Raw genomic sequence first — 14,083 nt, forward strand, 5'->3', positions numbered from 1 at the left:
GGCCCAAATTGCAAATCCTTTTAAGAACCACCCGAGAAAGGAACGAACATGTCGCAAAGAACACGGATCGCTGTCAATGGTTACGGGGTCATCGGCAAACGCGTTGCCGATACGGTCAGGATCCAGTCGGACATGGAACTCGTCGGCGTCAGCGACGTAGCCGCGGACTACCGGATCAAAACCGCCGTGACGCTAGGTATGCCTGTGTATGCTTCTGACGCACAGACGGCGGCGGGGATGCGTGCAGCAGGGATCCCGGTCGCAGGCGCGCTGGAAGAACTGCTGGACATGGTGGATATCGTCGTGGACTGCACCCCTTCCGGGGTCGGTGCCAAGAATCTGGACCTCTACCGCAAGCACGGAGTCAAGGCCATCTTCCAAGGCGGGGAAAAGCACGAACTCACCGGCCATTCCTTCGTTGCCCATACCAACTATGCCACCGCTTTGGGGCGCGATTCCACCCGGGTCGTCTCGTGCAACACCACTGCCACCGTGCGTACGTTGACAGCGCTTAAGGACGCGGGCCTGCTCGCCAGAGCCCGCGGGGTCCTTATTCGCAGGGCCACCGATCCCTGGGAATCTGACCACTCAGGGATCATGAACACCATCGTCCCCGAAAGCCGTATTCCCAGCCACCAGGGACCGGATGCCAAGACCGTTGATCCACAGTTGGACGTCATCACCATGGCAGCGAAAGGATCACACACCCAGAACCACATGCACTACTGGACCGTTCAGCTAACCCGCACCGCAGACCGCGAAGAAGTGCTTGAGGCGTTGAGGGCAACACCCCGAATTGCCTTGGTACGCAAGGCGGACGGCATCGTGGCGCTCAATAGCACCGTGGAACTCATGCGAGACCTGGGCCGACCCCGTGGGGACATGTATGAAGTCGCCCTCTGGGAAGATATCCTCACGGTCGAAGGACTGGAACTCTTTTATACCTACACCGTCGATAACCAAGCGGTCGTCATTCCCGAAAACATCGACGCCATCCGAGCCCTGGCCGGAACCACTACCGATGCCATCGAATCCACCCGTCGCACCGACGAATCCCTCGGCATCCGACAGGATTTCCTATCAGCACCCAAGCGCATCGACGGGGCAAGCCCCGAGACAGATCGCCAATAGCCACCACGTTCATAAGAACTCAGGAGAATACAATGTTTTGGTATGGCAACGACACCAGCGGATGGGGACTGATCCTCATGGCAATCAGCATGGTCGTGTTCTGGGGAGCACTGATCACTGGGATCACCCTGCTGGTGCGCTCCTCCCGCCCGGAACTGCCGGCGGGCCGGACCATGCCCCCGCTGCACACCGCCGAAGCGCTCCTTGCCGAACGCTTCGCACGCGGCGAAATCGACCAGACCGAATATAATACCCGTCTAGCGGTCCTACAACAGAAGCCGGGATCCTGACGCGAAGCTTCGTCGTCTACACACACATTCACCCTTCCTGGACGTGCGTTGTGGGGCACTGCCCGTTTTGGATGGCTGGATCTTGAGCGCACGATGGACCCTGCCACGGTTTCGCCGCGGTTCTCACTCACCCGGGTGCCTCTGACAGACAAGCTTGCCAAAACACCATGATCTGGGAGCCGCGACGGAATCGGGCGCCAGCCCGGCATCATTGGCTGTTTCACAATGCCGATTGACGACGTGCGGTGTTACGCCATCTCCGTTTCCACCCCCAGAAGGAAGGGAAGCGCTGGGCACGATCCTCGACGATGTCCTCCCCCCAGAGGAAACTGCTGGGGGTCGGCCGAGCGAAGCTGTGAGAGCAAGGGTCACGGCAGCAAGGTCACATACGACGACGCCCCCATGGTCGTTGCTGACATATCCCACCGTGCGTCCATCGAGATCATCACAACGGTGACAAGACTTGCGAAGGCCTCTCATGCAGGGTTGTGACATTCACGGTCCGGGGCCCGAACAATCATCAAACTGGCACTAACCGACAGCGATTTTCCCTCCTTGCGTTCTGTGCCTTCCCCTCGTGAATCGGCGGGTCCGGACCAGCACGCCGCCCTCGGTAGTCGAACCTGCGCGTCACTACATGCTATTAACATGCCTGTCGAATATCATAAAACCCCATGACACCCGTGAAGATATGCGCTCAACAACGAGGCCACGCGAGTCCGTGCTCTCGTTCGTCTCCCCCGCTCGGAAAAAGTCCCACGCCTTGGTACCTTGTGCTTGCACCCAGTGCCAGGTCGTTCCGCTGGCACTCTGGGAGCCAGTCCCCCAGTGATTGAGCCAAAGCCGTGAATGTTCATCCGGAGCGCACCGAACGAAATGGTTTTACTGCACCGGCCCGCAGTCAGCTCTGACCTGCGTGGCGTAGTCGGCATCGCGTCCGAGCCGTCACCTGCATTGTCTACCCCCTCATGGTGGGACCCTAGCAATATGGCAAAGTGGTGGATGCCAGCCAGTACCGTCGAAAGGACCAAACAATGAGCAGCACCAATGGATTTCAGATAGTGGTAGGCATCGATGGCTCGGCTTCATCCCTGTCCGCTCTGAAGTGGGCGGTGACCGAAGCCCGTTTGCGCCAGGCGCGGATACGGATGGTGACGGCCTGGCAGTATCCAGCCACGGGGCTTGATGTAAACGGCCCGACCTGGGACTTCGTCGCATTTGAGCAAGATGCCCGAACACTTCAGGACGAAGCATTGAAGAGCGTGGATTCTGAAGGAACATCCATCGACGGAGAAATCCGGCAGGGCCCCTCGGCTTTGGTTCTGCTTGATGCTTCCAAGGATGCTGATCTCCTTATCGTAGGCTCCCGCGGGCGCGGAGGCTTTACCGGCCTGCTTCTGGGCTCGGTGTCCACCCAGATCGTCCACCACGCCACATGCCCCGTACTGATCATCCGCGACTGAGCCGGTGCAAGGGTTCCGGATGCTGGTACCAGCAGATGTCGGGGATGCCAGAATGGGGAACCGGTGCCGATGATCCAAACACCGGAACCGCACCGGTAGCTCGATGGCCGAACAAATACCGGGTCGTGCACGTCTCCGACGAGTCCGCCGAAGGCTGAGCTGGGGCGGACGAGGCCGAAGTGCACGAGCTCAAACGGGAGAACCGCGGACTGTTTTTCCTGAAAACGCGCCAGCATACTTCACTCGGAATCCGTCATAGTGGCTAACCATGAACCCGTTGGCTCCCCCGACTGTCGGCGCGGCTCCGTCGCAGGGGTACAGCAGTAACATGCACTGCCGGTCTCCACCACGGCGGCCCGTTGGTCGGCATTGACCCGGTGGGGCTCCGACGTCTTCAAGATAATTTGAGGTGGCTCTCGGGTCCCTGCCGACCCGCACGATAAGGTCGCGTCACGTCGCCTTGCGAATGATTATGTCATTTGCAGAAGGACAGATTTGTTCAGGGCCGGACGCTCGACAGCAGGACCGTCTCAGGAGGTGATCTACTGCATTTCGTCCGGCACGGCCTCTTCGCGCTGGCAAGCCACGCACAAAACGCCCGGTGGCCCGGAGCCGGCAACGCGCTGCTTGGCAAGCGCCATCCACATCGCACCCATCACCAGGGCAATGCCCGCGGCAGTCCACGGACTAGGACGTTCGCCGAGCACGACGATTCCGATTACCAGGCCGAACACCGGAATGAGGAACATCCACACCGTCAGCGATGACAGTGCCGATCGTTGTGCCTCAACGAACCAAGCCAGCGTTGTCGCTGCCGTGGCCACCAACCCCAGGAATCCGAGCACAAGGATAAACCGAGGGGTCCAAGAAATGATGGGAGGCCCTTCAACGGCAAAAGCCAGTCCGGCGAGGACCAGTCCACCGATCAGGAAATGTGCTGCACTGGTGACTACGACGTCGAGGCCGCCCAAGGTTCGCACCAGCAAGGTCCCCACTGTCACCGACGCAGCCGAGGCCAACGACAGCAGCGCACCGGAGCCGCCTCCTCCGGGCAAGGCGACCATCAGAAGACCGGCGAACCCGAGGAGCAGGGCAGCTCCCGTTCGTGGCGTGATCCGTTCCCGAAACAGCCACCATGCAGGGAGCAGAATCAACAACGGTTGTGCATTGGCCAGCACCGAGGCCACGCCGGTGGATAGTCCGGCCACGCCCGCGAACATGAAGGCGAAGGCCAGGCTGACGTTGACCAGACCGAGGAGCGCGATCTTGCCCCAGGCCATGGCTGAGGACGGGAGCGGTCGCCCCTGCCAGAAAGCCACCAAGGCCAGTGCACTACCGCCGAGCAGTGCCCGCAGCGTCGCGAACCACAACAACGGCGCATCACGAAGCCCCCACTGGATGAGGAGGAAACAGGTGCCAAGGGCCGCGGTGATCCAAAGCATCCGCCACGGAGAAGGCTTACCAGTCAATGCCGGGGCGTTCCTGCCAGCTATCGATGCGCCCATTGCCCATTCCCCGCTAGGGTGTGACCGGCGCAGCGACGTTGTCCAGATGCTACTACCGGGGGAACCATCGCAGCTCCGACCCTCCGTGGGGATGCTGCGATCTGTTTGTTGGCAGCGTGCAGTGGCGACTCAACTGTATTCGACTCGGTATTGTCAACTGGCTTGGGCCAGACGCGTTGAGAACTCCAACGACACTCTGCCGGGTGGTTTTTTGCCACCTATCGGCTGCCGGCTCCGCAACGTGCAGAGCGTTTTCCGACACAGTATTTATCTCCCAATCCATATAAAACTCTGATCTTGCTGGTAGCCGTTGCAAAGGAAGCTTCCGGGGAGTATGACTCTTGTCGATCGGTTCACCGCCGCTGGCTAGCGTGGTGGCACCGAGATGCCCGGTTTGAGCATCTGTAGGCCACTCAGCAGCAACCCGGTAGAAATCAAACGTACGGGCACCGGGTGCCCTGGGCACTTGAATTCTAGTGATCGCGACGATGGGTCCTCCGATATTTTCTGTACCCTGCACTGCCTGCATGGACGGTTGAACATTGAACAGGGGACGCTCCCACCGCCTCATGCTGACTACTATTTATGTGCCAAAGTTTGCGGGGTGTCTGCCGTTAGAGGCACTCGATTCCGTCAATCTCCGCGGCCCGCAGCCTAATGATGAGTCCACAAAACCGGAATTCTTCCGCTCAGGCGTTGAGTATCACTTTCAGAGCTTTGGTCTCGGCTGCCCGGGAGAAGACGTCGTAGGCTTCCTCGATGTCGTGGAGGGCGAACGTGTGGCTGACAAACTTGTCGACGGCCAGCTTCTTTTGGGCGACTAGCTTGAGCAGGGTGCCAGTCGTATTGGTGTTCACGAGGCCCATGGTGATCGTGATGTTGGAGATCCAGAGCGAGTCCAGCGGTAGCTCCACCCCCTTGCCATGCACGCCGACATTGGCCACGTGTCCACCAGGTCGGACCATTTCCAACACCATGACGAAAGTCTGGGGAATGCCCACCGCCTCGATGGCAACATCCACACCTAACCCGTCGGTCAGGGCGAGGACCTGTTCTTTCCAATCGGCATCCGTTGACAACACACCATCGGTCGCGCCAAACGCCTTTGCCTGCTCCAGCCGGTTCGCGTCGACGTCGATCGCGATGACGCGCGCCGGGCCATAGAGCTGCGCCGTGGTGACTACGGCGAGTCCAATGGGGCCCACTCCAACGACGGCGACGACGTCGCCCGCCTTGACAGCGCCGTATTGGATGCCGATCTCGTGTCCTGTCGGGAGGATATCCGAAAGCAGCGTGCCCTCCTGGGCCGTGACGCCTTCGGGGACTTTGTACACGGAGGTCTCGGCGTAGGGAACACGCACGTATTCGGCCTGCGTGCCATCAATCAGGTGCCCAAAGATCCACCCGATGCCTGACGCACCTTCTTCCCCGAGGCAGTGGGAGAACAGGCCAGTCTTGCAGTAGTCGCAGCGACCACAGGCAGAAACGCAAGAGAGGATGACCCGGTCGCCCACGGCAAGATTGGAAATGGCCGACCCGACCTCGGTGATTGTCCCGACGCCCTCGTGACCAAGGACCCTGCCGACGGTCACAGCAGGGACATCGCCCTTGAGAATGTGCAGATCCGTACCGCAAATAGTTGTGGTCTCGATCTTGACGATGACGTCGGTGGGCTTCTGAATCTGAGGATTGGGGACTTCTTCCCACGATTTTTGGTTCGGGCCGTGATAAACGAGTGCTTTCATTTTCTCTATCCTTTATTCGATCGCCAGCAATTGATCAGTAGGCGGAGTGGCGATCGAAAGATGGCTGTGGTGCACTCAAATAGGTGTCAGAATGCAGCTTCTGCCCAATACCCAAACAGCACCTTCATCCGACTCGATACGCTTCAGCGGCACAGAATTGCACCGTGAAACGACCGCTCGGGTTCGAGGAAAGATACGCCCCGCCACCGAAACCCGTCAGAAGAGTGGCTGATCTTGCATTAGATCGTCCCATGCACGAGTGTGAAGTTTCAAGGGTCTTGGGTCCCCGTCGACCCATAAGGAGCCTTCGCCTAACCGCGTACGTTGCTTCATTTGGGTTCCTCCGCTTCAGCTTGGTTGCAAGCCTCTGGACTGCAGTGGCGGTTATGCCGTTTCTACGCAACTGATGCGGGCACAAAGTCAAGCAGTGGTAAAGAAGCAGTCCGTCCGAGTATGCACCGCAGGCGCAATGAATTCAGATTGCGGAGGAAGCCGGTCGAACTGACAGGGTGGCGTCGAGACCACGCCCGAGCGGCATTGCAACAGGTGTCATCGCTGCGCACGCGCACTGGTGCAATGACCGCTGGAAGTCCACGGTAGAGAGTGCTGCTAATTCATTGCCAGGCAGCACCGCCATAGTGTAGTAAGCCACCGACCGGGAGAGAATAATGTCTATATTAGTATTGAACTGCGGTTCGTCGACGCTAAAGGTCCAGCTGCGTGAGGTTGATATTTCACGCGACGCCGACGTCATCGTGAATGCGGACTCGTTGTTCGAAGAGCTGGTCGATATTTCGCCACTAGCTTCGCCACCAGACGGCGTTTCTGAAATTTCCAGGACGGTGAAAACTCTTTTCACGAAGATGCAAACTTTATTGGTGTCCCACCCCGTTGAGGCGATTGGCCACCGGATTGTGCACGGTGGGGAAGAATTCTCAGCGCCCACCCTGATCACCGATGAAGTGATCCGGCATCTGGAGACGTTGAACTCAATTGCTCCGCTGCACAATCCACCGGCGCTGGCGGCATTGCACGCTTCGATGGACTTGTGGCCGGGAGTACCGCAGGTGGCGGTCTTTGACACGGCGTTTCATCACACGATGCCCGAAGTAGCATGGCGTTATCCGCTGCCCCAGGAAACCTCGGCCGCTCATGGAATCCGCCGATTCGGATTCCACGGCACCTCCGTCGAGTATGTTGCCGTCGCTACGGCCCGCTTTCTGGAAGTTCCCCCCCGGGTCACTCAATGCGATTATTGCCCATCTAGGTAATGGCGCCTCGGTGACGGCCATTCAACAGGGCGTTAGCATCGACAATTCCATGGGCATGACTCCGCTGGAGGGGCTCGTCATGGGTACACGGGCCGGAGACCTCGACCCAGGAATACTGCTTTTCCTGCTCCGCTCCGGTATGGATCCTAGCCAGTTGGAAGGCTTGTTGGAAAACAATAGCGGGCTTCGGGGTTTGACCGGATCATCGGATATGCGTGATGTTCAACAGTCTGCCGAACGCGGCAACGAGTCGGCACAGCTGGCGTTGGACATCGCCGCCTACCGACTGGCTAAATATATCGGTGCTTATCACGTAGCGATCGGCGGAGCGCAGTGTTTAGTTTTCACGGCAGGGATCGGTGAAAATTCGCACCAATTTCGCGCGAATGTTGTGGCCCGACTGGGTGCGTTGGGCGTCTTCGTTGATGAGCTATCCAACATCGCGAAATCGCATGAAACCCGGATCATCAGCACCACGGATTCGGCTTTCCCGGTGATTGTCGTACCGACTGATGAGGAGCAAGCGATTGCCGAAGCAACAGCAAGAATGCTCTCGTTGTCGTGGGTTGGAACCGACTAATATCTTCGGTCGCGCGCTGAACACTGGTTCAGCTAAACCGGCTTTGTGGACGCGAGCTTTCGAGCCAAGGTACCAAACGGATAAGCCAGTAAAGATTTTCAGGAACTTTAGGGAAAACCCCCGAAAAGGACTTGCGAAAAAGATAGGGCGCGCAAAACAGAAAGTGAACAGCTACCATCAACATGACGAAGCCGCTACGTCTCACATACGGTTTATCCGGGGAGCCCAAGCGGTCGGGATGACACTGGAGACGTAAAAAGTATCCTTGTCATTCGTGGGGACGGAATAGTGCACTGTGCGCATGTCACTGCCCTGCTTGTCGGGACATTCGGAGACGTCCGTGTCCGGCAAAGGGAACTAGCGTTCATGGAAACCGAACCGCAAAATATTATTGATACGAGTTGAGACCTCGACCCAGCCGACTGCACGGCAAAATCCGTCTGCCAGATCATCCCGACTCACATCCATCGGCCCCGCCCGAGGGATGTGAGTGTTGATAGCACCTCTCGCATTTAGTCATAGCGTCACGAAAGATTCTAGCTTTCCAAGGCACCCGCCGAACACGACCAAGCTACTGAACCTGAGACAAAACAACGCCACTCCATGACCAATTCCAGTATCTTGGTTGCTATCATTCCATAGCCAAGCTGATCGGACTCGGCGCTCTTGCGTTGTTGAGTACTCAGGTCCAGCTCACGGGGCGTGTTGTGCGATGGTAGGTAAAAACCACGGCCACGAGGAGTGCAACGAACCATCCCAACCCGACAAGGACCGGCACTACTTCGTCGAAATTTCGGGTAAACGCCTCGTCGATGAGGACCTGCGATCCGCCGTATCCGGGTAGCAAACGAGACCAAAAAACCGGTTCCGACTGCAACATCGGATTCTGGATAATGCCGATGTCCAGGAACGCGATGAGGAAGGCGACAAACACTCCGCTAACGGATCCGAAGATCGGTCCGAGAAGCGCCCCGATGAGACCATAGGTCAGCCCGAGGAGAATGTTGGCGCCGGCATAACCTGCCCCCTGGACCGGGCTGAAGACCAGTGCGCTGGTGGTTAGGGCCACCCCGGTTGCGACGAGGACAGAAACGGTCAGGACCCCTAGCCGAGCCGACAGCAGTGCGCTGGTTTTCATTCCAACCAGAGCCGCCCTCCGGTCGCCATCCCGACTCTGAAGCACACCAAAAAGGCCAATGAGCGCCGCGAGTGACGCGACGGCGACAGGTGCCATCGTCGCTCCGTGCAGATCGATAAGAGACAGTACGCGGGTGACGCTTTCCCCGTTCTCACGCAAGACTATCGAGATAGGTTTGTCCGGGGTGATGACATAGACGCCGAGAATGAACACCACAGGCACGACCACGAGAAGGGCCCACAGCGTGGGATTGCGGCGAGTCTCCCTCCAAGCAGCGCGCAAGGCGGCGGGAGTTTGGGAACGGAACGATCCCGCTTCTGGCAGATGAATGTGCCGATGGCCAGTGCGAGTACGGGCGATGATGAGAGCCCAGGCTGCGCCGACCGCGGACGCGGTCCAGATCAGCGACCAGCCGAGCTCACCGACAGGACCGCTGTGCCCCGATGGCAGATCTATCATCCACAAGGTGACGTAGTAAGTCGGTAAAAGCCGGGTCGCAACGTTGTCGGTGGATCCCATCGCCGGTCCGAAGAATACGTCCACGATCCAGGCGAACAAGACGATGACGCTGCCGTTGAGCGGATTGCGCACCATCACCCCGACCGCGGCACCGATGGCGACATAGATTCCAGCGAACATGAGTGTCCCAGCGAAAGCCCGCCAAGGGTCCTCGACCCCGGTGCGGATGATGAGGGCGATCAGGGCTGCTGTGGCAGCCAATACCGCGAGGCATCCCCCGGTAACCAGACGAGCAAGGGAGAGCTGCACCGCTGGGAAGCCCGCGACGACCACTCGTCGATCGGTGCCGCGTGTCTCTGCCATTTGGAAATACATAGCGACACCAGCAATGAATCCGGCAGCCCACCCTGCGGTCGCCAACTCGACCGCAGGGCCCGCTGGCCCTCCAAACAACTTTGCAAAGGACGCCAGCTGACCGCTCGCAACCAGCACGAAAACTATGGGCACCACAACAAGCAAAATCAGGTTGACCGGATTGCGGACATAGTCGTTCAGAAAGCGCTGAATAAACACTAAGGTGGTCATCGCGCGACCACGCCTCCATCACGGATGTCGAGGATACGATCAAAACGGTCCTCATCGACCACAATGTGACTGATGATCAGTACCGTCCGCCCGGCAGCGCGACGCCCCGCGACGAGAATCCAAAATTTCTGATAGGTATCCCAGTCGAAGCCTGCCGAGGGTTCGTCGAGGAGGAGCACATCGGGGTCCGCGAGCAGAGCCAGACCGAGGTTGAGCTTGGCCAGTGTTCCTCCTGATAGCTGATCGGCACGAGTGCGCGCGTATCGTTTGAATCCCAGCTCTTCGTAGATCAACTCTCGTGATCCTGCCATTGCGTGTCCGGTCATTCCACAGGCTCTGCCGAACAGGTCGAAGTGCTCATCGCACGTCAATCGTTCGTAGACCAGTGGCGTCTGCGGGCAATAGCCCAGCCGACCGCCGCGGGAAATTGTTCCCTGGTCGGCGCGCATTTCACCAACCAGGATTTTCATTAGAGTCGATTTACCGGAGCCATTCTCGCCTGTAAGGCCCACCACCTCGCCACGAAACAAGGCCAGATCGACACCGGAGAGGACATCACGGGTCCGGCCGAAGAGCCAAGGCCCACGTCGATACGACTTCGTGACACCCGAGGCCTGGAGCACCGGATCTTCACCCCGGATGGCACTCTGAAACCTTCCGCCGTGCTGAACATGTTCGCCGTGTCCGTGGCCCATTTTCCACCCGCTTCTTCCTCTGATGGTAGGCGTCGCGCCAAACGGGGGCAAGCAAGTCCTATCGTCGGTTAAGGCTTACGTTTCGTTGGTGGCATGAGCTTCGCGGCAGAATCAACGTCACTCTCGAGAGACCGTGGAGTCGCGCGCCTACCCATAACTGCCCACAACTTATTTCTCATCCAAAGCAAATCCTTTCGGTGTGAGCCTCGCCCCGCTAAACAGCCCCAATCCCAAAATGCGGATCACCTGACGCCTACGGGAGTTCCTGCCTTTTTCTTTCTGGTGAAAGCATCCGATTCATGCCTCAGGGCTTTCTGCTCGGGTGACGTGAACGGGCTGTGCATGCCGGCTCTATGGAGGGCCACACTCTCTGCCTACCTGCCAGGATGCACCGGTTCGCCGTCGGGCAACTCTGAACTCAGCAAACTCGTCAGTTGCTCACACCACCACGCGAAGTGGAGATTTCGCAAGCTGGTACCCGACGGATTGTTAGCGCAACAAAGCCTGAACCCCCGATTTTGCACTCAGCGGCGCAAGCTTTCGACCCGCTTGTGAGACATTTTGGAATTGCCCCGGAACACCCCTAACAGACACGACGCTAAGACCAATACGTTCCGATATGACCACGTGCCGCATTCAGCAACGGAGGCTGTTTGGGTAGATTGCCCGGGGCCAATCACGATGGATTATTGTTTTTCCCGGGAAACGTCGTCAGTAGTTTCAGATACTGACACCAGTGGCTCATTCGGCGTTCTCCACGTGGCGAACGCCAAGACCATTCCGAGCAGTCCGATACCGACGAGCACCACCGCTGTCAGGGGCAGCCCAAATGCCGCACCTAGGGCGCCTGCCAACGGGTAGGTCACCAGGAACATAGGTGCGAGAGGGAAAACTGAGCGGCAAAAATCCCAGATCGAATTTGAGGATCACTGTTGCGCTGCGACAAACGGGAAGAAGAAGTCAAGATCGTGGATGCCATGTGATCACCTTCGATCAATAGGATTAAGCCTGGTTGCTGACAACCAACGTGACGTCGAAGAAATCGAAATATCCTGAGTATCCCGTTCTCAGTCTCGTGGTGATGCCTAACCGCATAGGCGGATAGCCGGTCTGCAACGCACAGATGATCGCAGTTCTTTCCTCTTCAGTGGCGTGAGGAAGAGCCTCCCCCACACCGTTGGTGATCTGAACAAAGCACAGCAATAACCCCCGCCGCTCAGTCGCCCGTGCGTTGTACCCTCGTTGATAACCTTCCAAAATAGGCCGCACCACCTCCACCCCATAGGAACGGTAGGCCTGAAGCACCAGATCTCCGGTGTCATACCCGGGATGGTGTGCATTGCTTTGGGGAACTACGACAATTTTGGCACTCAACCCATGTAAACGATCCGCCGCATATTCCCCAAGTTCCCCAGCTAGCACCATGAGCTCATTGATCGAACTCACTTCAGTGTCCTTCCTGTAGGTCGGCGACTCCCTACGTCTCAAGCTCCAGTCCACCTGAAACTAAACACTTCAGAGGCGGAAAACGGGCATTGTTCTAAGACCTATCATCCGTGGGTGCCGCCTTGGGATCAAGGCCTGCCATGAGACCATCTATCCGTTCAATGCCCGCATGTAGTTTTCCTACCATGGACCAGAGAACTGGATGTTGTTCGTGAATCTCCTCCATCGATTTCCCTGCGGCGGTGAGCGTTGAAAGGTCAAAACTGACATTGGTGCGTGCCCCTGCCAGCGTGGATCGCAAGGCACCGAATCCAACGACGACATCGGCAATGAGCGCCCGGTTTCCATAGGTGGAAAGCCATGCCAAGTCTTCGATGGCTTCGAGCGCTCGCTGGCCCAGAACAGCGGAGGCCTTAGCCGCCTCCACCGATGCCTCGGATATTGCAGAATCTCGGGCTGAACTCGGGTTCATCCGAAAGGCGGCACCAAACGCTTTGGACGCCGCTGCATCTTCATCAGCCAATCGCAATGCTTCGTGGCGCAGTGCATGGGCTCGTGGGAGGATGAGGCTAAGTTCCAGGCTCTGATCTTCGGAGGTTTGGGTATAACCGGCAACCATTGATGTCAAAGAAGCGGCGACGGCAAGCATCAAACCTGCGCCGGCACCACCGCCCGGCGAGCCTGTGGACTGGGCCAGAGCCCACGTCCATTCTTCAACAGTCGTGTTCTGCGTCGTGATTTCCACAGTGTCACCCATGACACATAGTGTGTCCTAAAAAGCTACGTTTAGCTTTGAATTTGCAGTGTGGGCTACGAAACAGAATTCGTCGTAGAGAATTCGATGCCGCGGAGCGCCGATTGTGCCTCCAACTACGGATATTACTGTGCTTGGTGTCAGCAACTACACGGTGGACCGTTCCGCTCGACGCAGATACTGATACACCGTTTCCCGACTCAAACCGTACTCCCGTGCCAGCTGGGTCTTGGGAACGCCCGCCAAAGCACTGGCAACCAACTCACTGACCTGCTCAGGACTCAGCGAACGCTTTCGCCCCTTATAAACCCCACGCGTTTTGGCCAAGGCGATCCCTTCGCGCTGACGTTCCTTAATGAGGGAGCGTTCAAATTCTGCGAAGGCCCCCATGACCGAGAGCATCAGGTTCGCCATCGGAGAGTCCTCCCCCGTGAACACCAACCCCTCCTTGAGGAACTCCACCCGGGCACCCTTGCCGGTCAGTTTTTGCACCACCGAGCGAAGGTCATCCAAGTTCCTGGCTAAGCGATCCATGGAATGCACCATCACGGTATCCCCTGCACGCGCGAACCTGATCAACTCATCAAGCTTCGGACGCTTCGTATCCTTGCCCGAAGCATGGTCGGTGAAGACCTGGTCCAGACTCTGGCCTTCGAGCTGGCGTTGCTCATTTTGATCCAACGTACTGACCCGAACGTACCCAATTCGCTGCCCTGCCACTGGCTCCCCCACAACTTAGAAAATCCTGCTCATTGTCAGGTTAGATTCTAAGAGTTCGTCCGAGAGGTGTCCATAAATAATAATATGAACCCTACTTTGACATCATTCGAGATGCTCGTCTGACGTCTAGTTGGGGTATACCCCAAGCAGACACCGGGACGCAGCGCGCTGCGCCACGCTGGGACACATAACCACGGAACGCACCGAACTCTTCTAGGCGGCACGTTCAACTGTCCACCACGCGATCGCCTGGGCGACGTCACCGGATAGATCCGCAAAAGTTGAACTTTCGCCGGGGCAT

Annotated in this window: 10 protein-coding genes and 1 pseudogene; 4 read left to right on the top strand and 7 right to left on the bottom strand. The window is 58.0% G+C overall.

What is annotated here, in order from left to right:
• The first annotated feature begins 48 nt into the window (after positions 1-48).
• The 3 genes from DQ353_RS16175 to DQ353_RS16185 all read left to right on the top strand — a co-directional run bounded on the left by DQ353_RS16175 (position 49) and on the right by DQ353_RS16185 (position 2,884).
• The gene (locus DQ353_RS16175; protein ID WP_113764065.1) at positions 49-1,131 is read left to right on the top strand and encodes a type II glyceraldehyde-3-phosphate dehydrogenase; all 1,083 of its coding nucleotides are present in this window, start codon (positions 49-51) and stop codon (positions 1,129-1,131) included.
• Between the two features lie 32 nt (positions 1,132-1,163).
• Complete coding sequence (locus DQ353_RS16180; RefSeq protein WP_113764067.1) at positions 1,164-1,421, top strand: SHOCT domain-containing protein; 258 nt, start codon at positions 1,164-1,166, stop codon at positions 1,419-1,421.
• Positions 1,422-2,455: 1,034 nt separating this feature from the next.
• Positions 2,456-2,884, top strand: a complete 429-nt coding sequence (locus DQ353_RS16185) for a universal stress protein (RefSeq protein ID WP_113764069.1) — start codon at positions 2,456-2,458, stop codon at positions 2,882-2,884.
• A 542-nt stretch (positions 2,885-3,426) separates the two neighbouring features.
• On the opposite strand, the gene DQ353_RS16190 is transcribed toward DQ353_RS16185, so the two are convergent.
• Both DQ353_RS16190 and DQ353_RS16195 read right to left on the bottom strand, forming a co-directional pair.
• The gene (locus DQ353_RS16190) at positions 3,427-4,326 is read right to left on the bottom strand and encodes a DMT family transporter (protein ID WP_220094033.1); all 900 of its coding nucleotides are present in this window, start codon (positions 4,324-4,326) and stop codon (positions 3,427-3,429) included.
• A 752-nt stretch (positions 4,327-5,078) separates the two neighbouring features.
• Positions 5,079-6,134 (bottom strand): zinc-dependent alcohol dehydrogenase family protein, encoded by a 1,056-nt coding sequence (locus DQ353_RS16195; protein WP_113764073.1) that lies wholly within the window; start codon positions 6,132-6,134, stop codon positions 5,079-5,081.
• A 668-nt stretch (positions 6,135-6,802) separates the two neighbouring features.
• Here DQ353_RS16195 and DQ353_RS16200 point away from each other — a divergent pair.
• A pseudogene (locus tag DQ353_RS16200) lies at positions 6,803-7,985 on the top strand (acetate/propionate family kinase).
• Between the two features lie 682 nt (positions 7,986-8,667).
• Here the strand turns inward: DQ353_RS16200 and DQ353_RS16205 are convergent.
• The 5 genes from DQ353_RS16205 to DQ353_RS16225 form a co-directional block, all read right to left on the bottom strand.
• Entirely contained in the window at positions 8,668-10,167 is a 1,500-nt protein-coding gene (locus DQ353_RS16205) for an ABC transporter permease (RefSeq protein WP_113764075.1), read from the bottom strand.
• Positions 10,164-10,862: an ATP-binding cassette domain-containing protein gene (locus tag DQ353_RS16210; protein WP_113764077.1), complete on the bottom strand. Its 699-nt coding sequence runs from the start codon at positions 10,860-10,862 to the stop codon at positions 10,164-10,166. The genes DQ353_RS16205 and DQ353_RS16210 overlap by 4 nt, the downstream gene beginning before the upstream one ends.
• 1,002 nt (positions 10,863-11,864) lie before the next feature.
• Complete coding sequence (locus DQ353_RS16215) at positions 11,865-12,308, bottom strand: hypothetical protein (RefSeq protein WP_113764079.1); 444 nt, start codon at positions 12,306-12,308, stop codon at positions 11,865-11,867.
• A gap of 94 nt (positions 12,309-12,402) precedes the next feature.
• The gene (locus DQ353_RS16220) at positions 12,403-13,065 is read right to left on the bottom strand and encodes a cyclodeaminase/cyclohydrolase family protein (RefSeq protein WP_113764081.1); all 663 of its coding nucleotides are present in this window, start codon (positions 13,063-13,065) and stop codon (positions 12,403-12,405) included.
• A 144-nt stretch (positions 13,066-13,209) separates the two neighbouring features.
• Positions 13,210-13,782, bottom strand: a complete 573-nt coding sequence (locus tag DQ353_RS16225) for a recombinase family protein (RefSeq protein WP_113764117.1) — start codon at positions 13,780-13,782, stop codon at positions 13,210-13,212.
• Between the last annotated feature and the right edge of the window lie 301 nt (positions 13,783-14,083).

It is taken from the genome of Arthrobacter sp. AQ5-05 (assembly GCF_003287975.1).
Taxonomy (GTDB): domain Bacteria; phylum Actinomycetota; class Actinomycetes; order Actinomycetales; family Micrococcaceae; genus Paeniglutamicibacter.